Consider the following 25545-nt stretch of genomic DNA (forward strand, 5'->3'; position numbering starts at 1 on the left):
GCGCTCGCCGTCATCCGCGCCGAGGTCGCCGAGCTGATGTCCGCGCACCCCGCACCCGGTCTGTCGGCTTAGCGCTCTCTCTGCCCGGTGCTGTGCCCGGTTCACGACCGGGAACTCGGCCGCGGGGTCCTCCTGTTGCTCCTTCGAAGGACCCTCGCGGTACTCCGAAAACAGCCGCCCCCGCTGTTCCGCGCCCTTGTGACGTATGGCACGATGCAGATCTCCCTCCCGCCGCCGACTCCACCCCGGCTTCGCATTCACAGGAGACTTCACGCGTGCAGACCTCCGCAGCCCCGGACCTCGCGCACACCCAGACCCGGCCGGTGCACTGGCTCGCCACCGCGACCGCCATGGCCGCCGTCGTCGCTCTGGCGGGTCTCCTCCAGCCCGACGACGCCACCGCGACCCAGCCCGCCGCACAGAAGGGCCCGGGGCCCGGCGCAGGGGTCGCCGCGGCTCCCGCGCCCGACCCGGCGCAGGTGAAGCTGCCGCTGGAGTGCGGAGGCGTCCCGAGCGCGGTGACGAAGAAGGCGACCGGCGACCTCGACGGCGACGGCGGCCCCGAGACCGTGGTCGCGGCCCGCTGCGACGCGGGCTCCGGGACCCCGCCCAGCGGCGTCTACGTACTGGCCGGATCGCGGGAGGCGGGCCCCCGCGTGGTCGCCACCCTGGTGTCGCCCGCCGACCGGCTCACCGTCGGAGAGCTCGCCCTGCGTGACGGAGCGATCACGGCCACCCTCCTCGGCTACTCGTCCCCCGACGTGCCCAGCTGCTGCCCCGATCAGACGGAGACGGTCACCTGGCGGTGGCAGGGCGGCGCGTTCGTACGGACATCAGAGAAATCGCCGGACCAGGCCCTTGGCGTATGACACGAGAAGCCGGGCCCGGCAGCGCCGGATGAAACACTGGCCGGATGAAAAACTGAGACGGTTCAAGCGCGGAGGGTGATCAACACATCACCCCGCGTCCGGGCCGTACACTTCCACCCTGTCCGAAACGCGACGGACATGGATGCAGTCCCCAGGACACTCCTTCGCGGAATCCACCACATCCCGCAGCAGCGGCAGCGGCACCCTCGTCGTCGCCCCAGGTTCCTGCAGCAATTCGTCGTCCGCGCTCTTCACATACGCCAGCCCGTCGATGTCCAGCTCGAAGACCTCGGGTGCGTACTGCGCACAGATCCCGTCCCCGGTGCAGAGGTCCTGGTCGATCCAGACCTCCATCTCCTCCGTGGCGCCATCGGACGGGGCCTCGTGCTGCACGGTCATGTCTCCTGTCGTTTCCTGCTTCGGATGAGAGCGTCCACCGGAACAACGTGAAGCAAGTCGTGCCAGCCCTGACGGGTGTTGAACACTCCGACGATACAACCGCCCGCTTCCGGGTGTAGCTGGGTGGGTATCCCCCTGGCGTGAGGGAGAGCGCAAGGGTGAAGATCGGACACACCCCCCGGTCTTTGTGATCTAGGGGTTTCAATCATCACCCACCCAGGTAGGGTCAGGAAGCGTCCAGCTCCCCTTGGAGGAGGTGAGGACCGTGGCAGCCCACGACGACGACATCAACCGCGGCATCCGGCCGGGGCGGGGGTCTGAAGACCCAGCCGGCCAGGTTGCCTATCTAGAGCAGGAAATCGCCGTCCTGCGCCGCAAGCTCGCCGACTCTCCGCGACACACGAGGATTCTCGAAGAGCGGATCGTCGAGCTGCAGACCAACCTGGCCGGCGTGTCCGCGCAGAACGAGCGGCTCGCCAACACGCTTCGTGAGGCCCGCGACCAGATCGTGGCCCTCAAGGAGGAGGTCGACCGGCTCGCGCAGCCGCCGGCCGGCTTCGGTGTCTTCCTGCAAGCGAACGAGGACGGCACCTGCGACATCTTCACCGGGGGCCGCAAGCTCCGGGTGAACGTCAGCCCCAGCGTCGAGCTCGACGAGCTGCGGCGTGGCCAGGAAGTCATGCTCAACGAAGCGCTCAACGTGGTCGAGGCCATGGCGTACGAGCGCGCGGGCGACATCGTCACCCTCAAGGAGATCCTTGAGGACGGCGAGCGCGCCCTGGTGGTCGGGCACACCGACGAGGAAAGGGTGGTACGGCTCGCCGAGCCCCTGCTGGACATCACCATCCGGCCCGGTGACGCCCTGCTGCTCGAACCGCGCTCCGGGTACGTCTACGAGGTCGTGCCCAAGAGCGAGGTCGAGGAACTGGTCCTCGAAGAGGTCCCCGACGTCGACTACACCAAGATCGGCGGCCTCGGCGGACAGATCGAAATGATCCGTGACGCCGTCGAACTCCCCTACCTCTACCCCGATCTCTTCAAGGAGCACGAACTGCGGCCGCCGAAGGGCATCCTGCTCTACGGCCCGCCGGGCTGCGGCAAGACGCTGATCGCCAAGGCCGTCGCGAACTCACTCGCCAAGAAGGTCGCCGAGGTCACCGGGCAGCCCGCGGGGAAGAGCTACTTCCTCAACATCAAGGGTCCCGAGCTGCTCAACAAGTACGTCGGCGAGACCGAGCGGCACATCCGCCTCGTCTTCCAGCGTGCTCGTGAGAAGGCCAGCGAGGGCACCCCCGTGATCGTCTTCTTCGACGAGATGGAGTCCCTCTTCCGCACCCGTGGATCGGGCGTCAGCTCGGACGTGGAGAACACCATCGTCCCGCAGCTCCTCGCCGAGATCGACGGTGTGGAGGGCCTGGAGAACGTCATCGTCATCGGCGCCTCCAACCGCGAGGACATGATCGACCCCGCGATCCTGCGCCCCGGACGCCTCGATGTGAAGATCAAGATCGAGCGCCCGGACGCGGAGGCCGCGAAGGACATCTTCGCGAAGTACCTCACGCCCTCCCTGCCGCTGCACGCCGACGATCTCTCCGAGCACAACGGCTCCAAGGAAGCCGCCGCCCAGGCGATGATCCAGTCCGTCGTCGAGCAGATGTACGCCGAGACCGAGGAGAACCGCTTCCTCGAGGTCACGTACGCGAACGGCGACAAGGAAGTCCTCTACTTCAAGGACTTCAACTCCGGCGCGATGATCCAGAACATCGTCGACCGGTCCAAGAAGATGGCCATCAAGGCATTCCTCGACCACAACCAGAAGGGCCTTCGGGTCTCCCACCTCCTCCAGGCATGCGTGGACGAGTTCAAGGAGAACGAGGACCTGCCCAACACCACCAACCCGGACGACTGGGCCAGGATCTCCGGTAAGAAGGGCGAGCGGATCGTCTTCATCCGCACCCTCGTCACCGGAAAGCAGGGCGCGGACACCGGACGCTCCATCGACACGGTGGCGAACACCGGACAGTACCTGTAGATCGCACACCGGCTGCGGATGCCCGGTCCGGGCATCCGCAGCCGGTGTCTTTCCACACAGGTGCCGCCACACCGCAGCAATGACCGAATTGATCTCCCCACCAGCGCAGAGGCGTTCTACGCTCTTCGGTACCGCCGAGTCGCGCAGCGCGGGGACGGGCACCGCACGCGCATCGGAGCAACAGCGGTACTTGAGCGCCGTTCCCGAATGAGAACGCCGCCGGGCAAGGAGGGCCGCATGACCGTACGGCGAGTAATGGGCATCGAGACGGAGTACGGCATCTCCGTTCCGGGCCATCCGAACGCCAATGCCATGCTCACCTCGTCCCAGATCGTCAACGCCTACGCGGCGGCGATGCACAGGGCGCGGCGCGCCCGCTGGGACTTCGAGGAGGAGAATCCCCTGCGGGACGCCCGGGGCTTCGACCTCGCCCGCGAGGCCGCCGACTCCAGCCAGCTCACGGACGAGGACATCGGCCTGGCCAATGTGATCCTCACCAATGGCGCCCGGCTCTACGTCGACCACGCACACCCCGAGTACAGCTCGCCCGAGATCACCAACCCGCGGGACGCCGTCCTATGGGACAAGGCCGGCGAGCGCATCATGGCCGAGGCCGCCGAACGGGCAGCCCAGCTCCCCGGCGCCCAGCCCATCCTTCTCTACAAGAACAACACCGACAACAAGGGCGCGTCCTACGGCACCCACGAGAACTACCTGATGAAGCGGGAAACCCCCTTCTCGGACATCGTGCGCCATCTGACGCCGTTCTTCGTCTGCCGCCAGGTCGTCACCGGTGCCGGACGGGTCGGAATCGGCCAGGACGGCCACGAGCACGGCTTCCAGATCAGTCAGCGCGCGGACTATTTCGAGGTCGAGGTGGGCCTGGAGACCACCCTGAAGCGCCCGATCATCAACACGCGCGACGAGCCCCACTCCGACGCCGAGAAGTACCGCCGCCTCCATGTGATCATCGGCGACGCGAATCTGTCCGAGATCTCGACCTATCTCAAGCTCGGCACCACGGCCCTGGTGCTGTCGATGATCGAGGACGGTTTCATCGCGGTCGATCTCGCGGTCGAGCAGCCGGTGCGGACCCTGCACCAGGTCTCCCACGACCCGAGCCTCAAACGTCTGATCACTCTCCGCAGCGGCCGGACACTCACCGCCGTCCAGCTCCAGATGGAGTACTTCGAGCTGGCGAGAAAATATGTCGAGGAACGCTTCGGCTCGGACGCCGACGAGCAGACCGCGGACGTCCTGCTCCGCTGGGAGGACACCCTCAACCGGCTGGAGAACGATCCGATGAGCCTGTCGGGCGAGCTGGACTGGATCGCGAAGAAGGAGCTGATGGAGGGCTACCGCAGGCGGGACGGTCTGGACTGGGACGCGGCCCGGCTCCACCTGGTGGACCTCCAGTACGCCGACGTACGGCCCGACAAGGGCCTGTACAACCGTCTGGCGGCCCGCGGCAGGATGAAGCGGCTCCTGGACGAGCAGGACGTCGTACGGGCCGGGACGAAGCCCCCGGAGGACACCCGCGCCTACTTCCGCGGCCGGTGCCTGGAGCAGTACGCGGACGACGTGGCCGCGGCCTCCTGGGACTCGGTCATCTTCGACCTCCCCGGCAGGGACTCGCTCCAGCGGGTTCCCACCCTGGAACCGCTGCGCGGCACCCGCAACCACGTCAAGGAGCTGCTGGACCGCTGCCGGACCGCGGAAGATCTGGTCCGGGTGCTCTCGGGCGGCTAGGTCGTTTCCGATGGATCAGGCTGGATCAGTGAGCGGGATCTGGTGCCGTGGATCGCAAGGCGGAGGAGGGAGTTCATGCGGTGGGGGTACCTCCCGGGCCGCAGGGCCGAGGGGGAGGTGCCAGGGGGCGCGAGCCCGGCAAGATCCATCAGAAGCGGCCTAAAAGGTCCCGGTAAGGGAATCATCTCCGGGAATCATCGGGATGGTCCCCGAGCGTTGTGGGAAGTGTGGGGCCGATGTCGGACCGGGCTTGTAGGGTCTGATCTTGACAGGAACGAACTCACGTCAGGGCAAACCGAGCGGGGTGAGGGACATGGCGACCAAGGACACCGGCGGCGGACAGCAGAAGGCCACGCGTTCCACCGAGGAGGTCGAGGAGCAGGCGCAGGAGGCGCAGGCCGCGGAAGACCTCAAGGAGCGCCAGGAGAAGCTGAGCGACGACGTCGACTCCGTACTGGACGAGATCGACGACGTGCTCGAAGAGAACGCCGAGGACTTCGTGCGGTCATTCGTGCAGAAGGGCGGAGAGTAGCGGCGACGCCGGACCCCGTCGATCCGGTGTGCCGCGCGGGTGGTGAGCGGGTGGTTCCGCCCACTTCCCTCGCGGCGGACGAGAACCGGAAGGACGGGCTCCTTAAGGCGTCGCCGTCTCCGCCCGCGGCGGGACGACCGCCGAGCGGACGGGCATCCGCCGCAGATGCCCGGCGGCTCCCGCCGTTCATGTGGATCACTGCCATGGGACGGGTAAGGTCCCTGGCGTACTGTGCTTCAACTGCGATTCGGCCATCGGCAAGTTGGGAAACGATCCCGACACCGTCCGCAGGGCTGCCGCCTACTTGGAAGGAAACTCGTGGAAGCCAACACTCGTGGCACCGGGCGTCTACCAGCTGCCTTCCTGACGCCTGGCTCCTCCTCCTTCATGGACTTCCTCGGCGAGCACTCACCCGAGCTGCTGCCGGGAAGGCGTACGCTGCCGCCCGTCCAGGGGGCCGTCCAGGCGCCCCACGGCACGACCATCGTCGCGACGACGTTCCCCGGCGGTGTGGTGCTGGCCGGCGACCGGCGGGCCACGATGGGGAACATGATCGCGCAGCGTGACATCGAGAAGGTGTTCCCGGCCGACGAGTACTCGGCCGTGGGCATCGCGGGCACCGCCGGTCTCGCGGTGGAGATGGTCAAGCTCTTCCAGTTGGAGCTGGAGCACTTCGAGAAGGTCGAAGGCGCCCAGCTCTCGCTGGAGGGCAAGGCGAACCGGCTCTCCACCATGATCCGCAGCAACCTCGGCATGGCCATGCAGGGCCTCGCCGTGGTCCCGCTCTTCGCGGGGTACGACGTCGACCGGGACAAGGGCCGGATCTTCTCGTACGACGTCACGGGCGGCCGCTCCGAGGAACAGGGCTTCGCCGCCACCGGCTCCGGATCGATCTTCGCCCGCGGAGCCATGAAGAAGCTCTACCGGGACGATCTGACGGAGGAGCAGGCCACCACCCTGGTGGTCCAGGCGCTGTACGACGCCGCCGATGACGACTCGGCGACCGGCGGGCCCGACGTGGCCCGGCGGATCTACCCGATCGTCACCGTCATCAGCGGTGAGGGTGTCCGCAGGGTCACCGACGAGGAGTCCTCCGAGATCGCCCGCTCGATCCTGGAGCGCCGTCTCGAACAGCCCGACGGCCCGCGCGCCGCGCTCCTGTGATGTTTCTCCAGACGCCGCCGGAAGGCGCTCCTACGCCACTGACAGAAAGGGACGGATAGCCGGTGACGACGCCGTTCTATGTCTCGCCCGCACAGGCCATGCAGGACCGGGCGGAATACGCCCGGAAGGGCATCGCCCGTGGACGCAGCCTCGTGGTGCTGCAGTACGCCGACGGCATTGTCTTCGTCGGTGAGAATCCGTCCCGTGCCCTGCACAAATTCAGCGAGATCTACGACCGTATCGGCTTCGCAGCGGCCGGAAAGTACAACGAGTACGAGAATCTGCGGATCGGCGGAGTGCGCTATGCGGATCTGCGCGGTTACACCTATGACCGCGACGATGTGACCGCCCGCGGTCTCGCCAATGTCTATGCCCAGACCCTGGGCACCATTTTCTCCTCTTCGGCCGAGAAGCCCTACGAGGTGGAACTGGTGGTCGCGGAAGTCGGGGCCACCGCGGACGGCGACCAGATCTACCGCCTTCCGCACGACGGTTCGATCGTCGACGAGCACGGCTCCGTCGCGGTCGGCGGCAGCGCCGAGCAGATCAGCACCTTCCTCGATCAGCGGCATCGCGACGGGATGTCGCTGGCGGAGGCGTTGAAGCTGGCCGTTCAGGCCCTGTCGAACCAGACCAACGGCACGGACCGGGAGATCCCGGCGGAGCGGCTGGAGGTGGCGGTCCTGGACCGTACGCGCCCCCAGCAGCGGAAGTTCAAGCGGATCGTCGGCCGGCAGCTGGAACGCCTGCTGGAGGCCGACGGCGCCGCCTCCGCCCCGACGGACGCGCCGTCCGATACGGCGGAGGAGAGCGGGGATAGCGGGGAGACCGGGCAGACCCCCGAGACCGGGGAGACAGGGGAGACCGGAGAGCGGTAGCCCGCCGCTCCCGACGCCGGCTGTGTCTCTCGGCCGGGTGGCTGTTCGGCGGTGCCCCGGACCCCCGCACGCGCGGGAGGTCCGGGGCATCATCGTTCCCGCCGCCTCGGGGCTCGGCGCGCGGCGTTCACGGCAGCCACGGCCCGCGGGGCCGGTCTGGTCCCGCCGCAGGGCCTCAGTCCTGTGCGGCCGGGCCCGATGATCCGCGTACGACCAGTTCGACCGGGAGATCCCCCTCCTCGGGTGCTCGCCCGTCGAGGACCGCCAGCAGCGCGGACATACCGCGCTCGCCGACCCGCTCGGCCGGAAGGCTCACCGTCGTCAGCTCGGGCTCCAGGGCGGTGGCGAGCGCCAGGTCGTCGAACCCGGTGACCGACACGTCCTCGGGGATCCGCAGCCCCAGCCGCCGGACGGCCTTGCAGGCCCCGGCGGCCAGAATGTCGCCGTCGCACACGATCGCGGTGGGCCGCGGCCCCGGTCCGGTGAGCGCCCCCTCCACGGCCTCGCGGGCCCTGCCCACGTCGAAGGGCGCGCGGACGGTCCGCACCGAGGCCCCGGGCACCGGGCCGACGACCGCCGCGAGCGACCGGGCGCGCACGTCGAACGTCCACGACGCCACCGCCGAAGCGAGATGCACGAAGCGGCGGTGGCCCTGCGCGAGCAGATGGTCCGCCGCCTGCCGTACGCCGTCGGCGATGTCGAGGTTCACATGGGCGGCGGCGCCCCGGTCGGCCGGATCGCTGTCGAGCATCACCAGCGGCAGATCCGTCCCTCGGAACGCGGAGAGCGCTTCGGAGGCCATGGAGGAGGCGATCACCCCGTCGAGGGACGCACGGGCCGAGGCGAAGGGGTCCTTGGCGTTCCCGACGCCGTCGGGGAACAGATACACGACCACCCCGAAGCCGTGCTCGGCCGCGACGGCGGACGCCCCGGAGTAGACGCGGGCGAAGAACTCGTTGGTGAGGGCGGGCACGACGAGCAGGGCCGTCCTGGTCCGCCCGAGCCGCAGATTCCGCGCGGCGAGATTGGGCCGGTATCCCAGGGCTCGCGCCGCCTCCCGCACACCGTCGGCGGTCCGCGCGGAGACCCTGCCCCGCCACTTGTCCCCCAGGACGAGCGACACCGTCGCCTGCGACACCCCCGCGGTCCGCGCCACATCCCGGCTGGTGGGCCGGGAACCGCTGCCCCGCGCCCGGCCCGTGACGCCCGCGCCCGTCTCCGTACCGGCCGGTCCCTCCGCGGCGGACCCGGTCTCCGTGCGCGCCGCGTTGCCCGGCCCGCCGCTGCCGCCCGGCCGCCCGGACGGGGAGGGCGAGCCTTCGCGGGCCCCCGTGCCCCTGTCGGCCCCCGAGCCCGCGAGGGCAGGGCCGGCCGTGTCCGTCCGGGTGTCGCCGGAGGGTGGACGTACGCCCGCCGGTACGGCCGCCGGAGCGGACCGGGAGGGATCCGGGTGCGGCCGGGCTGTCCTCGGCCCCCTCGGCCCGTCGCCGTCGGCGGGAGACCCGTGTGCCATGCGTGCCGTCCTCGGACTGATCGGCCGCCCTGTTCCACCGGCGTCCGCCGTGGCGGCGCGGTAGACCGGCGGACTGGCGACATGGTACGTATGACCATCGACGTTATACGTAAAACCTCGGATGGGTCCGAGGGGAGAGGGGCGGGACATGGCCACAGGAGCCACCGGCTACGGGGACTTGCTCAGGGCTCCGCACGCCGCACGGCTGCTCGCCGGGACGCTCGTGGGGCGGCTGCCCAACGCCACCGCGCCCGTGGCCATCGTGCTGTTCACCAGGGCCGAGGGCGGGAGCTACAGCCTCGCCGGCGGGCTCGCCGCCGTCTACGGGATCGCGAACGCGATCGGGCAGCCCCTCCTGGGACGGGCCGTCGATCTGCGGGGCCAGCCGCGGGTCCAGCTCCCCGCGGCCGTCGTCTCGGCGCTCGGCATGGTGCTCCTCGCCTTCGCCGGGACCGGATCGCTCCCGCTCGCCTATGCGGCCGTCGCCGTGGCCGGGCTCTTCACCCCGCCCCTCGAAGGCGGGCTGCGGGCCCTGTGGCCGAGTGTGCTGGGCCGGGAGGACCGGGTCCACCGGGCGTACGCCCTGGACGCGGTCGCCCAGGAGATCATGTTCACCGTCGGGCCCCTGCTGGTCACGCTCCTCGTCTCGTTCTGGTCGGCGGGCGCGGCTCTGCTGGTGATCAACGCCGTCGGCGTGTTCGGCGCGCTCAGCGTCGTCGTGTCCAAGCCCTCCCGTACCTGGCGCTCCGCACCCCGCGAGGCCCACTGGCTGGGGGCACTGCGGTCGCCGGGGCTGCTCGCCCTGCTGGGAGCGTTCTTCTTCGTCGGGCTGGCCCTCGGTTCGATCACGGTCGCCGGGGTCGCCTACGCCGACGACCACGGCCGCGAAGCGGTGTACGGCTGGCTGATGGCCGCCCTCGGCCTCGGCGCGCTGGTCGGCGGCGTCTGCTACGGCGCGCGCCAGTGGACGGGCGCCCCCGAGCGCAGACTCCGCGTCATCGTCGCCCTGCTGGCGCTCGGCTATCTGCCGCTCGCCCTCACCCCCGGTGTCGCCGCCATGACGGCCCTCACCGCCGTCGCGGGCGTGTTCCTGGCCCCGGCCATCGCCTGCGCCTTCATCGTCGTGGACCGGCACGCCCCGCGAGGAACGGTCACCGAGGCGTTCTCCTGGCTGGTGACCACCTTCGGGGTCGGCGCCGCCGCGGGGACCGCCGTCGCGGGTCCCGTGGTCGAGCTGAGCGGCACCAGCTGGAGTTTCGCGGTCGCGGGGGCGGGCGGAATCGCCGCGACGCTGGTGCTGACGGCCACTCAGCGGGTGCTCTCCGTTCCCGTACGTACCAAGGGCACCGTGGTCTCCGGCACCGCTCCGGCGACCGGCTCGGCGGAAAATGATCGAAACGGTGTGACCGAACCCGGTTTCAGCTCAGGGCTTGAGGCGTAATGTTCAGACATGGACCGCCGCATTTTCGGGCTGGAGAACGAGTACGGCGTCACGTGCACGTTCAGGGGACAGCGCCGACTGTCACCTGACGAAGTGGCGCGCTACCTCTTCCGCCGTGTCGTCTCATGGGGCCGCAGCAGCAATGTCTTCCTGCGGAACGGCGCCCGCCTCTACCTCGACGTGGGTTCGCATCCGGAATACGCGACACCCGAATGCGACAATCTGACCGAGCTGGTCACACACGACAAGGCCGGCGAGCGCATTCTGGAAGGGCTTCTCGTCGACGCCGAACGCCGTCTGCATGAGGAGGGAATCGCGGGCGACGTCTATCTCTTCAAGAACAACACCGACTCTGCGGGAAACTCCTACGGCTGCCACGAGAACTACCTCGTCGCCCGCCACGGAGAGTTCTCCCGGCTCGCGGACATCCTCATCCCCTTCCTGGTCACCCGTCAGCTGCTCTGCGGCGCGGGCAAGGTGCTCCAGACCCCGCGCGGCGCCGTCTACTGCGTCAGCCAGCGCGCCGAGCACATCTGGGAGGGCGTCAGCTCCGCCACCACCCGCTCGCGCCCGATCATCAACACCCGCGACGAACCGCACGCTGACGCCGAGCGCTACCGCCGCCTCCATGTCATCGTCGGCGACTCGAACATGTCCGAGACGACCATGCTCCTCAAGGTCGGCGCGACCGATCTCGTCCTGCGCATGATCGAAGCGGGCACCGTGATGCGCGATCTCACCCTGGAGAACCCGATCAGGGCGATCCGCGAGGTCAGCCATGACATCACCGGCCAGCGCAAGGTGCGCCTCGCCAGCGGACGCGAGGCGTCCGCCCTGGAGGTCCAGCGGGAGTACTACGAGAAGGCCGTCGACTTCGTCGACCGGCGCGGCATCCGGACCGGGGTCGTCGAGCAGGTGCTGGAGCTGTGGGGCCGCACGCTGGACGCGATCGACGAGGAGGACCTCGACCGCATCGGCACCGAGATCGACTGGGTCATGAAGTACAAGCTCATCGAGCGGTACCGGGCCAAGCACAACATGACCATGTCGCATCCGCGGGTCGCGCAGATAGACCTCGCCTACCACGACATCCACCGCAGGCGCGGCCTGTACTACCTGCTGGAGCGGAAGGGCCAGGCCGCCCGGATCTGCAACGACATAAAGATCTTCGAGGGCAAGTCGGTGCCTCCCCAGACCACCCGCGCGCGGCTGCGAGGCGACTTCATCCGCCGGGCGCAGGAGCAGCGGCGCGACTTCACCGTCGACTGGGTGCACCTCAAGCTCAACGACCAGGCTCAGCGCACCGTGCTCTGCAAGGACCCGTTCCGATCGGTGGACGACCGCGTGGAGAAGCTCATCGCGGGCATGTGATCCGCCGTCCCGGCACATAAGCGCCCCCACGGACTCAATACGGACTCGCGCATTCCAGGAACGCCACTCGGGCCCCGTACGTTTCGCGTACGGGGCCTCGGCACGCCCTAGAGTGTCGGGGGACCTTAATCCTGTGACGTCTGAGATCTGAGGAACACGTGCGCCGACTTGCCGGCCTTATCGCCGTCCCCCTGCTGCTGGTGTCCACAGCGGCCTGCGGCAGCGAGGACAAGGGCTCCGACTCCATCTCGTCCAAGGGCGGGCTGCCCGCCATCACCGCCGGTGCCAAGGTCGGTGAGAAACCGACCTTGGCGAAGGGGGAGGGCGCTCCCCCCAAGGAGCTGAAGATCGAGGTCATCAGCGAGGGCAAGGGCGCGGTGCTCAAGAAGGGCGACCAGGCCGAGGTGAACTACCTCGGCCAGGAGTGGGACGAGGACAAGCCCTTCGACAACAGCTTCGACAAGGGCCAGCCCTTGCCGGTCTCCGTCGGCGGCCAGGGCGTCATCGAGGGCTGGCAGAAGGCGCTCGACGGCCAGAAGGTGGGCAGCCGCCTGGAGGTGTCGATCCCGCCGAACCTCGGCTACGGAGCCGAGGAGAAGGGCGACATCAAGGCCAACGCCACGCTGGTGTTCGTCATGGACATCGTCAAGAGCACCACCATCCCGGTCTCGGCCAAGGGCACCCCGGTCGCCCAGGACAACATCGACATCCCGAAGGTGGGCGTCAACACGGACGGCAAGGCGCCGTCGGTGACGTTCCCCAAGGCGAGCGCACCGAAGAAGCTGGTCTCCAACTACGTCCTGGAGGGCACGGGCCCCGTGCTGACCGACAAGGACAACGTCATGGTCAAGTACGAGGCGTACGTCTGGGACGGAGCGAAGCAGTTCGACAGCACCTACAAGGCGCAGTCGACCCAGAACTTCCCGCTGGGACAGCTCGTGAAGGGCCTGAAGGACGGTCTGGTCGGCAAGAAGGTCGGCAGCCGGGTGCTGCTCGTCATCCCGCCGGACCAGGGCTTCGGCGACAAGGCGCAGCAGAACATCCCGAAGAACTCCACGCTGGTCTTCTCCGTGGACCTTCTGACGAAGGTGTAAGACTGTCCCGGTTGCCCGTACATCATTTTGAGGAGCTAGTTCAGTGAGCATCGAGAAGCCCGAGATCGACTTCCCGGGCGGCGAGCCGCCGAAGGACCTGGAGATCAAGGACATCTGGGAGGGCGACGGCCCCGAGGCCAAGGCGGGAGACATGGTCTCCGTCCACTATGTGGGCGTGGCCTTCTCCACCGGCGAGGAGTTCGACGCGTCCTGGAACCGCGGCCAGCCGCTGAAGTTCCAGCTCGGCGTCGGTCAGGTCATCTCCGGCTGGGACCAGGGCGTGCAGGGCATGAAGGTCGGCGGACGCCGCCAGCTCGTCATCCCCGCGCACCTCGCGTACGGCGACCGTGGCGCGGGCGGCCGGATCAAGCCGGGCGAGACCCTGATCTTCGTCTGCGACCTGGTCTCCGTCTGAGCCGCCGCAGGCCGTCACGGGCCCGTGTTCCCCGGGAACACGGGCCCATCGCCTTGCCCGGCCGCGCCCCGGGTTTGCCGTGACTTTGCCCCTATTTTGCCCTCGGCTTTTCCGGTGACACTCCGGGACGGTACGGTCATCGGGCGAAATGCGACTCGATCAGAAGAGGTGCGGGGCGTCGATGGCGATTGCCAAGGCCGAGCGGCTGATGAATCTGGCGCTGTGCCTGCTGGGGACGCGGCGCCCGCTCAGCAAGCGCGAGCTGCGCGAATCCATCGAGGCGTATGTCGAGGCGTACCGCGCGAGCGAGGCCGCGTCGGGGTCCGACGACTCCTTCAACCGGATGTTCGAGCGTGACAAGGACGATCTGCGGGAACTCGGCCTGATCATCGAGACGGTGGAGAACCTCGACGGCGACGTGGGCTATCTCGCCCGCCGCGACAGCAACCGGCTGCCCCCGATCACCTTCGACGCCGAGGAGGCCGCCGCGCTCGGTCTCGCCGCCAGGGTGTGGCAGCAGGCGCGGCTCGCCGGGGCGGCCAGCGGGGCCCTCCAGAAGCTGCGCGCCGCCGGGATGCCCGAGGCGGAGGATTCGTACGAGGCGCAGCACAGCGCGCTGGAACCGCGTATCCCCGTCCACGAGTCCGCGTTCGAGCCGCTGATGCTCGCCTGCCGCGACCGGCGGCCCGTCGTCTTCGACTACCGCAAGGCCACCGCCGCGCGCCCCGAGGAGCGCCAGGTCGAGCCCTGGACGCTGGAGTGCTGGCGCGGCCACTGGTATCTGGCGGGCTGGGACCGCACCCGAGGTGCGGAGCGGGTGTTCCGGCTCTCCCGGATCACCGGACGGGTCCGCTCCCGCGCGGGGGCGTTCACCGTGCCCGTGCCCGACGTGGTCACCGTCAGGGAGACGGTGGAGAGCTGGGCGGGGGAGACCGCGACCCGTACCGCGCGGATCAGGCTGCGTTCCGGATGCGGCTATCCGCTGCGTGCCAGAGCCCGGTCGGTACGGGAGCTGGGCGGCGGCTGGGACGAGCTGGAGATCCCGTACGGGCACGGTCTGGACGCCTGGCTCGTGGAGTTCGGCCCGGACGTCGTCGTACTGGAGCCCGCCGATCTGCGGGACGATGTGGTGGACCGGCTGCGTGCCGTGGCCAAAGGCTGAGGGGAAGGCGTACGACCATGGCCGCCAATGCCATCGACCAGACCCGGCGGATGCTCTCGCTGGTGACCTATCTGCGGGAGCGTCCCGGCGCGCGCGTCGGCGATGTGGCCCGTGCCTTCGGCATCACCGAGGACGAGCTGATCTCCGATCTCGATCTGCTGCCGATGTGCGGGACCAGCTTCCGCGGCGGTGACCTCCTCGACATCGACACCGACGGCGACCGGATCTGGTGGCACAACCCCGACGATGTCGCCGAGCCGCTGCGGCTGGCCGCCGACGAGGCGACCGCGCTGCTGGTGGCCGCGCGGGCCGTGGCGATGCTGCCGGGACTGCGCGAGGGCGACCGGGAGGCGCTGGTGCGCGCGACGGCGAAGCTGGAGACGGCGGCGGGCGAGGCGGCCTGGGCCTCCTCCCGGCTCTCGGTGACGTTCGAGTCCGAGGGCGGGGTCTTCGCCGACGTCGACCGGGCGATCTCGGAGCGCCGGCGGCTCTGGCTGCGGTACTACTCGCCCGCGCGGGACGAGCTGACCGAGCGCGAGGTCGACCCGATCCGGCTCTTCGCCGTGGGGCACACCTATATGGAGGGCTGGTGCCGCCTCTCCGAGGCGCGCCGGACCTTCCGGCTGGACCGCGTGGCCGAGATCCGGCTCCTCGACGCCCCGGCCGCGCCGCCCGAGATCGAGCTGCGGGATCTGTCGGAGGGGCTGGTGCAGCCCTCGGCCGACGATCCCGAGGTGGTGGTCGAGGTGGGTCCGTCGGGGCGCTGGGTGGCCGAGTACTACCCGCACGACAGCGCGGAGGAACTGGCCGGCGGGGGACTGCGCATCACCCTGCGCACCTCGTCCCCGTCCTCGTTGCGGCGGCTCGCGCTGCGGCTGGGCCGGGACGGGCGGATCGTCGAACCGGCTGAGCTGGCCGACAGCGCTCGACAGGCGGCGCGCGACGCGCTCGCGGCCTACGACGGGGCCGGGTAGACGGGGCGGGCGGCGGGCGCGTCCCGGCCGCAGCGCGAGCCGCCAATTTCCCGCCGGGGCAGACAGCGGGCGGGCAAGCACGGGATCATCGGTCGGGAAATGGCGGGAAAGAGCCGCCCGCAGTGAGTGACGGAGTGAGCGGTGATCGGGAAACACCGTTCGGAAAAGGGAGATCTGGGTCTTATGTCTCTGATGTCTGATCTTTCGGCCTCGGTGGGCCCTGTCCTCTTCAGGGCCGCGTGCCCCGACTGCCGCGGCCGGTTCGAACTGTCCGCACAAGCCATCAGGCTGGCGATCGGGGGCAGCCACCGTACGACCTTCTACTCGTTCACCTGCCCCGAGTGCGGCTCCGCCGTCCGCAAACCGGCCGGGGAACGGATCATCGAGCTCCTCACCGGCGGCGGCGTCAGCACGCTCCGGCTCCAGACCCTCCAGTCCACCGCTCCGAACGTCTAGGTTCTTGTATATGTTCTGGCCCATGCTCGCCATCGCCCTCGGCTTCCTCGGGATCGCCGTCCTCGGCATCCTCGGAATCCGGGTGTTCATCGAGGCCCAGCGGCTGGGGCGGGAGGTCGTACGCACCACCGAGCGGGTCAATCGGGCCGCGGAGGACCTGGAGCGGGCCGCCGCCGGTCTCGCCCGCACCGGCGAGGCGCTGCGCTGAACCGTTCCGCCCGCTGTTCCGAAGACCGGACGACCCTTGCGCACGCGGACGGCGCCGACCGGAACGACCCAGGTCAGAAAGTGTTGGTGTCAATGTGGAGTACGCACAGGCATTGCCCTGGGTTTACTCCTCCGGGTTACGATCGCTCATAGCACGGTGGTCGGGCTCCTGTCCGGTCACCGCGCCAGCTACACCCCAGCCGCCTCGGTGAGAAGGTACAAGCTTATGTTCGGTGGAAAGATCGGCGCTCCTGAGATCATCCTGATCCTCGTCGTCGTCATTCTTCTGTTCGGCGCCAAGAAGCTTCCGGACATGGCCCGTTCCCTGGGTAAGTCCGCGCGCATCCTCAAGAGCGAGGCAAAGGCGATGAAGTCCGAGGGCCAGCAGCCCGCGCCGGCCGACCCGCCCCAGCCGGGCCCCGCCCAGGACCAGTCCGCTCAGCGTACGATCAAGGCCGCGCCCGGTGATGTCACCAGTGCGCGCCCGGTCGCCGAGCCGACGGACTCCGCTTCGCAGCGTTAGACAGGGCCGCCCACAGGCCCCCCACTCCCGGTGAGGGCCTGCCGCACGAGATGAGGACGTGGGTTGCTCAAGTCTGCCCGCAAGCAGGAGAAGGATCCCGAGGGGCGGATGCCTCTGGTCGAGCACCTGCGTGAGCTCCGCAACCGGCTCGCGAAGGGACTCCTGGCGATCGTCGTCGTCACGGTCGTCGCGGCTTTCTTCTACAACGACATCATCAACTTCTTCACCAAACCGGTGCTGGAGTCGGTGGGTTGTGACAACTACTCCTTCTCCGAGCTGGCGCAGAAACCGAAGGACACCACCTGCGCGCAGATCACCATCAACGGCCTGCTGACGCCGTTCACCCTGGCGCTGAAGGTCTCGCTGATGGCGGGTGTCGTCCTCGCCTCGCCGATCTGGCTGTACCAGCTCTGGGCTTTCCTCGCTCCCGGTCTGCACCGGACCGAGAAGAAGTACGCGATGGCCTTCGTCAGCGCCGGCTTCCCGCTCTTCCTCGGCGGCGGCTACTTCGCCTACTCGGTGCTGCCGACCACCGCGGAAGTGCTGATCGAGTTCACCCCCTTCGGCGTGGACAACCTCCTGCCGCTGGACGATCTGCTCGACCTGGTCACCCGTATGGTGGTCGTCTTCGGCCTCGCGTTCGAACTGCCTCTGCTGCTGGTCATGCTCAACATGGGCGGCGTCGTCAGCGGCCGGCGGATGCTCGGCTGGTGGCGCGGAATGATCATGGGCATCACGGTCTTCTCGGCCGTCGCCACCCCCAGCACCGAGCCGATCACCATGATGGCCCTCGCCGCGCCCATCATGGTCCTGTACTTCCTCGCCACCGGCATCTCGCTGATCAACGACCGTAGGCGGGCCCTGCGCGAGGCCCGGGAACCGGGCGCCGACGAAGCCTCCGAACTCGATCTCACCCCGGAGGACATCGGCGAGATCGAACCGGTCTCGGCGGCCCGCGCCCTGCCGGAGCAGACCGGCGGCGACGCGGACGGCGGACGCGCCCACCGGGTCAACGGATACGACGACATCACCTGAGACACACCACTGAGACACACCACTGAGGCGCGCCGCGAGGGGCCGTGCGGAGGAAAACTCCGTACGGCCCCTCCGCACCTTCCTGACCTTGCGGAAACGGCAGTAACGTCACGCGGATGACCAGCGAGATCACCCTCTTCGTCAACCCCGCCGCAGGCCGCGGCCGGGGCGCGCGGGCGGCACAGCCCGCCGCGCGGGCACTGCGCGACGCCGGATTCCCGGTACGGACCGTCCTCGGCGAGGACTCCGCCGACGCGCTGCGCCGGGTCCGGGAGGCCGTCGCGGGCGGAACCGGAGCGCTCATAGCCGTCGGCGGCGACGGACTGGTCTCCCTCGCCCTCCAGGCCGTCGCCGGGACCCCGACCCCCCTCGGAGTGATCGCCGTCGGCACCGGCAACGACTTCGCCCGCACCCTCGGGCTCCCGATCCGCGATCCGGCCGCCGCCGGACGGCTCGCCGCCGGGGCGCTGAGACGCGGCGAGACCAGGGAGATCGACCTGGGGCGCGTGGGGGAGAGGTGGTACGGCACCGTCCTGGCCTCCGGATTCGACTCACGCGTCAACGACCGGGGCAACCGGATGCGATGGCCCGGCGGCCGGTTCACCTACGACATCGCGATGCTCGCCGAACTCGCGGCGCTGCGGCCCATCCCGTACCGGATCACCCTCGACGACGGCCCGGCGCACGAGATCGAGGCCACCCTCGTCGCCGTCGGCAACGGGACGTCGTACGGCGGCGGCATGCGGATCTGCGCCGCGGCCGAGCCGGACGACGGGCTCCTCGATGTGACCGTGGTCGCCGGGTGCACCCGCACCACCCTGCTCCGGGTGTTCCCACGGGTCTACCGGGGCACGCATCTCGACCGCCCCGAGGTCACCGTGCACCGGGTCCGCTCCATCACGCTGGAGGCCGAGGCGGTCACCGGCTACGCGGACGGAGAGCCACTCGGCCCGCTGCCCCTGACGGCGCGCTGCGTGCCGGGAGCGCTACGAGTGCTCGCACCGCCCTCGGCACGGCACGCGCTGCATACACCCCACCCGCCCCACGGGTCCCACTGAGAGAAAATGCCCGGCAATGTCCGATAGGTGCTCGGGGCGATCAATTCCGCGTTGACTGTCGGACCTGGCGGGTAGGCTCGTCAACAAGATGACCGAGGACCTCTCTCCCGCCGAGCGCTATGCCGCCGCCCGCATCCGCGCCGCCGAGGAGGCCACCGCACTGGCCCCCTTCCGCGAGATGTACGAATTCGACCTGGACCCCTTCCAGATCGAAGCCTGCCAGGCCCTGGAGGCGGGGAGAGGCGTGCTCGTCGCCGCGCCCACCGGCTCCGGCAAGACCATCGTCGGCGAGTTCGCCGTCCATCTGGCCCTCGGACAGGGCCGGAAGTGCTTCTACACCACGCCCATCAAGGCGCTGTCCAACCAGAAGTACACCGATCTGGCCAAGCGGTACGGCGCGGACAAGGTCGGCCTGCTGACCGGCGACAACAGCGTCAACCCGGACGCGCCGGTCGTCGTCATGACCACCGAGGTCCTGCGGAACATGCTGTACTCGGGCTCGCAGTCGCTGCTCGGCCTCGGTTATGTGGTCATGGACGAGGTCCACTACCTCTCCGACCGCTTCCGGGGTGCCGTGTGGGAGGAAGTGATCATCCACCTCCCCGAGTCGGTGACCCTCGTGTCACTGAGCGCGACCGTCTCGAACGCGGAGGAGTTCGGCGACTGGCTGGACACCGTCCGCGGGGACACCGAGGTCATCGTCTCCGAGGACCGGCCCGTACCGCTGTGGCAGCACGTGATGGCCGGCCGCAGGATGTACGACCTCTTCGAGGAGGAGTCCGACCACGGCGGCCGCGGCACCGCCCGCCGCGAGGTCAACCCCGACCTCGTCCGGCTGGCCCGGATGGAGAACCAGCGCACGTACAACCCCCGCGACCGCCGGCGCGGCAAGATGATCCGCGAGGCCGACCGCGAGCGCGAGCGCCGCCAGCGCAGCCGGATCTGGACGCCCGGACGGCCCGAGGTCATCGAGCGTCTCGACGCGGAAGGGCTGCTGCCCGCGATCACCTTCATCTTCAGCAGGGCCGGCTGCGAAGCCGCCGTACAGCAGTGCCTGTACGCGGGCCTGCGGCTCAACGACGACGCGTCACGGCTCAAGGTCCGCGAGATCGTCGAGCAGCGGACCGCCTCCATCCCCACCGAGGACCTGAACGTCCTCGGCTACTACGAGTGGCTGGAGGGCCTTGAGCGGGGCATCGCCGCGCATCACGCGGGGATGCTGCCGACGTTCAAGGAGGTCGTGGAGGAACTGTTCGTCCGCGGGCTCGTGAAGGCCGTGTTCGCCACCGAGACCCTCGCGCTCGGCATCAACATGCCCGCCCGCTCCGTCGTGCTGGAGAAACTCGTCAAGTGGAACGGCGAGCAGCACGCCGACATCACCCCCGGCGAGTACACCCAGCTCACCGGCCGCGCCGGACGGCGCGGCATCGACGTCGAGGGCCATGCGGTGGTGCTCTGGCAGCGGGCCATGGACCCGGCCGCGCTCGCCGGCCTCGCCGGCACCCGCACGTACCCGCTCCGCTCCAGCTTCAAGCCGTCGTACAACATGGCGGTCAATCTGGTGCAGCAGTTCGGCCGGCACCGCTCGCGTGAACTGCTGGAGACGTCGTTCGCCCAGTTCCAGGCGGACCGTTCGGTCGTCGGCATCTCCCGTCAGGTGCAGAAGAACGAGGCGGGACTCGACGGCTACCGCGAGGGCATGACCTGCCACCTCGGCGACTTCGAGGCGTACGCGCGGCTGCGCCGCGACCTCAAGGACCGGGAGACAGACCTGGCCAAGCGGGGCGCGGCCCAGCGCCGGGCCGCGGCCGCGGTCTCACTGGAGAAGCTCAAGCCCGGCGATGTCATCCACGTCCCGACGGGCAAGTTCGCGGGCCTCGCGCTGGTACTCGATCCCGGCATCCCCGCCGGCCGGACCAACGGCCACCGGGGATTCGAACACGACGACGGTCCCCGCCCCCTTGTCCTCACCGCCGAGCGACAGGTCAAGCGGCTGGCGTCGATCGACTTCCCGGTACCGGTGGAGGCGCTGGAGCGGATGAGGATCCCCAAGACCTTCAACGCCCGCTCGCCCCAGTCTCGGCGCGATCTGGCATCGGCACTGAGGACGAAGGCCGGGCACATCGTTCCCGAGCGGCACCGCAAGCAGCGGTCCACCGCCGCCGACGACCGCGAGATCGCCCGGCTCCGGGCGGAACTGCGCGCCCACCCCTGCCACGGCTGCGCCGAGCGCGAGGACCACGCCCGATGGGCGGAGCGCTACCACCGCCTGCAGCGCGACACCCGCCAGCTGGAGCGCCGCATCGAAGGCCGGACGAACACCATCGCCCGCACGTTCGACCGTATCGTCGCCCTCCTGACCGAACTGGACTACCTCCGCGACGACGTGGTCACCGAACACGGCAAACGCCTCGCGCGGCTCTACGGCGAACTGGACCTGCTGGCGAGCGAATGCCTCCGGGACCGGGTCTGGGAGGGCCTCAGCCCCGCCGAACTCGCCGCGTGCGTCTCGGCGCTCGTCTACGAGGCACGCCAGTCCGACGACGCGGTCGCGCCCAAGGTCCCCGGCGGGAACGCGAAGGCCGCGCTCGGCGAGATGGTCCGCATCTGGGGCCGCCTCGACGCTCTGGAGGAAGACTTCAAGATCAACCAGGCGGAGGGCGTCGGCCAGCGGGAACCCGACCTCGGGTTCGCCTGGGCCGTCCACCAGTGGGCCTCGGACCGGAGCCTCGACGAGGTGCTGCGCGAGGCCGAAATGCCCGCCGGTGACTTCGTCCGCTGGTGCAAGCAGGTCATCGACGTCCTCGGCCAGATCGCGGCGGCTGCCCCCAGGGAGAACAGCACGGTCGCGAAGAACGCCCGCAGGGCTGTGGACGCGCTGCTGAGGGGGGTTGTGGCGTACAGCTCGGTGGGGTGAGAGGAGCGGCTGTTCCTGGGCTCGGTTCTCCCTCGGACTCCGTCCGGGGGGACCCCCACGGGTCGCTTTGAGCGTGTGTCGACGGTCGACCGTGCTCGGCCGCTCGTTCCTCGCGGCCTCCGCGCGCTCTCCCTTTCGACACCCGCGCGCCCCTCCAGCTCACTCGCCCAGGGAGAACCCCGGACGGCGCGCCGCCCCTTCAGCGCACTCGCCGAGGAGAGCGGGCGGATTCAACCAATCCACCGGCGTGCCGGCATCGAATCCCTGGATGAGGCTGCCGCCGTCGACCAAGGCCATCGAGCAGATATCCATGGGCTGTACCTCCCTTCGTCCCACCGGTCGCGACACCTTCGGACCGCACTACGCCGAAACCCTGCGGCTGTGGCGGGAACGGTTCAACGTCCGGGCCGCCGATGCCGAGGCGCTCGGCTTCGGTGCCACGTTCCGGCGGATGTGGGACTTCCATCTGGCCTACTCGGAGGCGGGGTTCCGCTCCGGATGTCTGGACGTGGAGCAGTTGATGTTCACCAAGGACCGGGCGTGACCTGTCCGGCGGCGACACCGGCGGCGTCCGGCGGCTGTCGGGTCCCGTCGGACGCGGTGCCGCCCGGCGGGACCCGGAGCCGTACCGGGCCGTGGGCCGGGTCCGGTCAGCGCAGGCCCCGTGCCCTCTCGAAACGTGCCCGGCCCTCCGCGGGGTCCACCAGGGGCTCCGGGTAGTCGAGTCGGGCGCGTTCCGCACCGGACAGTTCCTGGGGCCGGTGGATCTCCGGCCCTTTCAGGGAGGACAGTTCGGGGATCCAGCGGCGGACGTAGTCACCCCGCGGGTCGAATCTCCTCGCCTGGGCGAGCGGGTTGAGGATCCGGTTGGGGCGGGTGTCGGTGCCGGTGCCCGCCGCCCACTGCCAGTTGAGCTGGTTGTTGGCGATGTCCCCGTCGACCAGCAGGTCCAGGAAGTGACGGGCTCCGATGCGCCAGTCCACGTACAGCGTCTTGGTGAGATAGCTCGCCGTCAGTAGTCTGGCCCGATTGTGCATCCAGCCCTCGTGGAGCAGCTGCCGCATGCCCGCGTCCACGATGGGGCAGCCCGTGCGGCCCTCCTTCCAGGCGGCGATCTCCCTCTCGTCCTCGCGCCAGCGGTCGCCGCGCGCCCGGTAGTCGGCGTGTGAGGCGTCGGGACGGGCGGCGAGGACCTGGTGATGGAAGTCCCGCCAGGCCAGCTGCCGAACGAACGCCTCCGCCCCCGGTCCGCCCTTTCGCCGGGCCCGCTGCACGAGTTCGGTCGCCGACAGCGTGCCGAAGTGCAGATGCGGCGACAGCCGGGAGGTGGCGTCGGCGGGCAGATCGTCATGGCGGTCCTCGTACGACGCGATTCCGGTACGGGCACGGGCCAGCCAGCTCTTCAGCCGGACCCGCCCCTCGTGCTCGCCGCCCCTGGCGAGTCCCGGCGACACCCCGGTCACCGCAGCGCGCCGGGGCAGCGGATGACCGGGCAGCTCGGGCACCACCACCTGTCGCGGCGCGGCCAGGGCCAGGCGCGGCCCGGTCTCCCCCCATCTGCGGAAGTACGGGGTGAAGACCGCGAAATGGTCGCGGTCGGCGGGCGTCACCCGGCCGGGTGGCAGCGCGGTGACCACGCCGTCATGGACGTGCAGCGCGCACCGGACCGCCTTCAGCGAGACGCGCAGCTCGTCCTCCCTGCGTTTGGCGTACGCGCTGACGCCTCCCGCGATGTGCACCGAGCGGGCGCCGGTCTCGGTGACGACCCGGCAGACCTGCTCGGTGACATCGCCGCGACGGACGACGAGCCTGCCGCCGCGCTCCCGCAGGCCCGTGTCCAGGGAAGCCAGACAGTCGGCGAGGAAGGCACGCCGGTTGGGCGCGTCGAACCCCGCCCGCCGTACTCCCCGGTCGAGCACGAACAGCGGTACCACCGTTCCGGACTCGCGTACCGCGGCGCTCAGCGCCGGTTGGTCGTGCACGCGCAGATCGGAGGTGAAGAGCATGACGGAGACGGCCATACGTCGTCCTTCCTCGGGCGGGGAAGCGCATCAGGCGGGTGAGTTCAACGGCGGGAGCGGAGGGCTCGGCTCACCGGGCGGTTCCTCGGGCAATCCGACCGTAGCGGTCATCACTCCTATATCTGGAATTTCCGGTGTATCGGATGGTGTGAGGGGGCGGATGCGCCGCGGGCGGCCGAGGAGCCCGGGGGTGCGGATACGCGAGGGCGGAGGGCGGAGGGCGGTCCGGGAGCGCTGGGTGCTCCGGGGAGGCCGGCCGGCTCATGTGGAGAAGCTCAACAGCGCCACGGGATCCGTCGTGGGCTGGGCCGAGCCGCCCGCCGGTTCGACCGTGACGCCCATGCCCGACGCCTCGCCCAGGGGGCCGCTCATGAGTACGGCGCTGTCGGAGGAGTCCGGGTCCATCAGGCCGGCCGGGCGCATGGTGCCGCCGTCGTCGAACCACAGTTGGTAGACCTTGCCCGATGGCGGCTTCGGCATTCCGGAGGCGAGGAAGGCCGCTCGGTCGCGGCTCCGGGAGACGACGACCGTGCCGTTTCCGCCCTCCTTCAGCTTCCCCGTCGTCACCTTGGCGTCCGGCGCGGCGAGCACCGCGGCCAGGTCGGCGGTCCGCCGCTCGGCCCGCTCGGCGGCCTGCCGCGCGTCCTCGGCCTCCTGGTGCTGCCAGAAGGACACTCCGCCGAAGGCCACCGCCGCGGCGACACAGGCCGCCAGGACGAAGCGCGACGCCCGCCCGCCGCGGCGGCGTCCCGCGTGGATTCCGCTGACACGCGGCGGCTGCTGGCGTTCGGCGGACACCTGCCGCATCACCCGCTGCTTGAGCGCGGGCGGCGGAGTCACCGCCACCGCGAGGCCCAGCCTGCCGACGGTGGCGGCCAGTTCGCGTACCTCCTGGGCACAGGAGGGGCACTCCCGCAGATGCCGTTCGAACTCGGCCCGCTCCTCGGACGCCAGCGCGTGCAGGACATAGGCCCCGGTCAGTGTGTGCAGATCGGCGGCGGTCATACGTTCACCCCCAGACAGTCGCGCAGCCGGATGAGGCCGTCGCGCAGTCGCGTCTTGACCGTGCCCAGCGGTACGGAGAGCAGTTCGGCCACTTCGCGGTAGGCCAGACCCCGGTAGTACGCGAGGGTCACCGATTGCCGCTGGAGTTCCGTGAGCCCGCCCAGACAGCGCCGTACCTGCTCGCGTTCCAGCCGGGCCTCCACCTGCTCGGTGACCTCGTCGAACGCGGGGGTTCGGTCGAGCAGTGCCGCTCGGCGCTCGCGGTCGGTCGCGGCTTGGGCCGACCGGACCCGGTCCACGGCCCGCCGGTGGGCGAGGGTCAGGACCCAGGTCATGGCCGATCCGCGGGCGGGCTGGAAGCGGGCGGCCGTACGCCACACCTCTATCAGCACTTCCTGGGCCACCTCCTCCGACTGGGCCGGATCGCGCAGCACGGCCCGCACCAGCCCGAGCACCGGTCCGCAGACCGCGTCGTACACCCGCGAGAAAGCCTCTTGATCGCCTTGGGCCACCTGGCCCAGCAGTTGTTGCAGATCCGGTCTCGCCGAGGCGGGACCGCCGACGAATACGGGGTCGTTCACGCGGCTCTCCTCCACTGTGCGGCAGGTGGTCCGGACGGATCTCATCGGCCATTCGACGCCGGGGCGGCGGCGGATTGGTCCGGGTGCGCAGATGGTCGCACGCGTTCGAGGTACGCGGGCCTTCCCGTCATCGCTCATGCGTGACCGGC

General features: G+C 69.8%; 23 protein-coding genes and 2 pseudogenes. 20 read left to right on the forward strand and 5 right to left on the reverse strand.

The window, feature by feature from the left end:
* The first annotated feature begins 275 nt into the window (after nt 1-275).
* Complete coding sequence (locus ACWEFL_RS10070) at nt 276-869, forward strand: hypothetical protein (RefSeq protein WP_451710034.1); 594 nt, start codon at nt 276-278, stop codon at nt 867-869.
* A gap of 87 nt (nt 870-956) precedes the next feature.
* Here the strand turns inward: ACWEFL_RS10070 and ACWEFL_RS10075 are convergent, their stop codons facing one another.
* Complete coding sequence (locus ACWEFL_RS10075) at nt 957-1268, reverse strand: ferredoxin (RefSeq protein WP_451710035.1); 312 nt, start codon at nt 1266-1268, stop codon at nt 957-959.
* Between the two features lie 265 nt (nt 1269-1533).
* Here ACWEFL_RS10075 and arc point away from each other — a divergent pair, with 265 nt between their 5' ends.
* The 6 genes and pseudogenes from arc (at nt 1534) to prcA (ending at nt 7623) form a co-directional block, all read left to right on the forward strand.
* Nucleotides 1534-3300 carry a proteasome ATPase gene (arc, locus tag ACWEFL_RS10080; protein WP_451710037.1) on the forward strand — a complete coding sequence of 589 codons (1767 nt, stop codon included), beginning with the start codon at nt 1534-1536 and terminating at the stop codon, nt 3298-3300.
* A gap of 237 nt (nt 3301-3537) precedes the next feature.
* On the forward strand, nt 3538-5049 hold the full coding sequence (dop, locus tag ACWEFL_RS10085; RefSeq protein WP_451710039.1) for a depupylase/deamidase Dop: 1512 nt from the start codon (nt 3538-3540) through the stop codon (nt 5047-5049).
* A gap of 313 nt (nt 5050-5362) precedes the next feature.
* Entirely contained in the window at nt 5363-5581 is a 219-nt protein-coding gene (locus tag ACWEFL_RS10090; RefSeq protein ID WP_037777052.1) for a ubiquitin-like protein Pup, read from the forward strand.
* Nucleotides 5582-5747: 166 nt separating this feature from the next.
* Nucleotides 5748-5948: pseudogene (locus ACWEFL_RS10095) on the forward strand (endonuclease domain-containing protein); the annotation flags it as partial.
* Nucleotides 5900-6745 (forward strand): proteasome subunit beta, encoded by an 846-nt coding sequence (gene prcB, locus ACWEFL_RS10100; RefSeq protein WP_451710041.1) that lies wholly within the window; start codon nt 5900-5902, stop codon nt 6743-6745. The pseudogene ACWEFL_RS10095 and the gene prcB, both read left to right, overlap by 49 nt.
* A gap of 62 nt (nt 6746-6807) precedes the next feature.
* Nucleotides 6808-7623, forward strand: coding sequence for a proteasome subunit alpha (gene prcA, locus ACWEFL_RS10105; RefSeq protein WP_451710043.1), 816 nt, complete (start codon nt 6808-6810; stop codon nt 7621-7623).
* Nucleotides 7624-7798: 175 nt separating this feature from the next.
* On the opposite strand, the gene ACWEFL_RS10110 is transcribed toward prcA, so the two are convergent.
* On the reverse strand, nt 7799-8779 hold the full coding sequence (locus tag ACWEFL_RS10110) for a LacI family DNA-binding transcriptional regulator (protein WP_451710426.1): 981 nt from the start codon (nt 8777-8779) through the stop codon (nt 7799-7801).
* Nucleotides 8780-9284: 505 nt separating this feature from the next.
* On the opposite strand from ACWEFL_RS10110, the gene ACWEFL_RS10115 reads away from it, so the two are divergent.
* The 13 genes and pseudogenes from ACWEFL_RS10115 to ACWEFL_RS10175 all read left to right on the forward strand — a co-directional run.
* A complete protein-coding gene (locus tag ACWEFL_RS10115) occupies nt 9285-10577 on the forward strand; it encodes an MFS transporter (protein ID WP_451710045.1) in 1293 nt (430 codons plus the stop codon).
* 9 nt (nt 10578-10586) lie between these two features.
* Complete coding sequence (pafA, locus tag ACWEFL_RS10120) at nt 10587-11948, forward strand: Pup--protein ligase (RefSeq protein WP_451710047.1); 1362 nt, start codon at nt 10587-10589, stop codon at nt 11946-11948.
* Between the two features lie 158 nt (nt 11949-12106).
* A complete protein-coding gene (locus ACWEFL_RS10125) occupies nt 12107-13042 on the forward strand; it encodes an FKBP-type peptidyl-prolyl cis-trans isomerase (RefSeq protein WP_451710049.1) in 936 nt (311 codons plus the stop codon).
* A 43-nt stretch (nt 13043-13085) separates the two neighbouring features.
* Nucleotides 13086-13457: an FKBP-type peptidyl-prolyl cis-trans isomerase gene (locus ACWEFL_RS10130; RefSeq protein ID WP_451710050.1), complete on the forward strand. Its 372-nt coding sequence runs from the start codon at nt 13086-13088 to the stop codon at nt 13455-13457.
* Between the two features lie 181 nt (nt 13458-13638).
* Nucleotides 13639-14619, forward strand: coding sequence for a helix-turn-helix transcriptional regulator (locus ACWEFL_RS10135; protein ID WP_451710052.1), 981 nt, complete (start codon nt 13639-13641; stop codon nt 14617-14619).
* A 17-nt stretch (nt 14620-14636) separates the two neighbouring features.
* A complete protein-coding gene (locus ACWEFL_RS10140; protein WP_451710054.1) occupies nt 14637-15593 on the forward strand; it encodes a helix-turn-helix transcriptional regulator in 957 nt (318 codons plus the stop codon).
* Between the two features lie 183 nt (nt 15594-15776).
* Nucleotides 15777-16049, forward strand: a complete 273-nt coding sequence (locus tag ACWEFL_RS10145; protein ID WP_451710056.1) for a hypothetical protein — start codon at nt 15777-15779, stop codon at nt 16047-16049.
* Nucleotides 16050-16059: 10 nt separating this feature from the next.
* Nucleotides 16060-16257, forward strand: a complete 198-nt coding sequence (locus tag ACWEFL_RS10150; RefSeq protein ID WP_451710058.1) for a hypothetical protein — start codon at nt 16060-16062, stop codon at nt 16255-16257.
* 225 nt (nt 16258-16482) lie between these two features.
* Nucleotides 16483-16779: a Sec-independent protein translocase subunit TatA gene (gene tatA, locus ACWEFL_RS10155; protein WP_451710059.1), complete on the forward strand. Its 297-nt coding sequence runs from the start codon at nt 16483-16485 to the stop codon at nt 16777-16779.
* A 63-nt stretch (nt 16780-16842) separates the two neighbouring features.
* Nucleotides 16843-17814: a twin-arginine translocase subunit TatC gene (gene tatC / locus ACWEFL_RS10160; protein ID WP_451710061.1), complete on the forward strand. Its 972-nt coding sequence runs from the start codon at nt 16843-16845 to the stop codon at nt 17812-17814.
* Between the two features lie 116 nt (nt 17815-17930).
* A complete protein-coding gene (locus ACWEFL_RS10165; protein ID WP_451710062.1) occupies nt 17931-18872 on the forward strand; it encodes a diacylglycerol kinase in 942 nt (313 codons plus the stop codon).
* Between the two features lie 88 nt (nt 18873-18960).
* Complete coding sequence (locus ACWEFL_RS10170) at nt 18961-21789, forward strand: DEAD/DEAH box helicase (RefSeq protein ID WP_451710064.1); 2829 nt, start codon at nt 18961-18963, stop codon at nt 21787-21789.
* Nucleotides 21790-22063: 274 nt separating this feature from the next.
* A pseudogene (locus ACWEFL_RS10175) lies at nt 22064-22333 on the forward strand (class I SAM-dependent methyltransferase); the annotation flags it as partial.
* A gap of 106 nt (nt 22334-22439) precedes the next feature.
* On the opposite strand, the gene ACWEFL_RS10180 reads toward ACWEFL_RS10175, so the two are convergent.
* The 3 genes from ACWEFL_RS10180 to ACWEFL_RS10190 all read right to left on the reverse strand — a co-directional run bounded on the left by ACWEFL_RS10180 (nt 22440) and on the right by ACWEFL_RS10190 (nt 25441).
* Nucleotides 22440-23810, reverse strand: a complete 1371-nt coding sequence (locus ACWEFL_RS10180) for a cryptochrome/photolyase family protein (protein ID WP_451710066.1) — start codon at nt 23808-23810, stop codon at nt 22440-22442.
* 261 nt (nt 23811-24071) lie between these two features.
* The gene (locus tag ACWEFL_RS10185) at nt 24072-24815 is read right to left on the reverse strand and encodes an anti-sigma factor (RefSeq protein WP_451710068.1); all 744 of its coding nucleotides are present in this window, start codon (nt 24813-24815) and stop codon (nt 24072-24074) included.
* Nucleotides 24812-25441 carry a sigma-70 family RNA polymerase sigma factor gene (locus ACWEFL_RS10190; RefSeq protein ID WP_451710070.1) on the reverse strand — a complete coding sequence of 210 codons (630 nt, stop codon included), beginning with the start codon at nt 25439-25441 and terminating at the stop codon, nt 24812-24814. The genes ACWEFL_RS10185 and ACWEFL_RS10190 overlap by 4 nt, the downstream gene beginning before the upstream one ends.
* Nucleotides 25442-25545: the final 104 nt, after the last annotated feature.

It is taken from the genome of Streptomyces sp. NPDC004838, assembly GCF_053600955.1.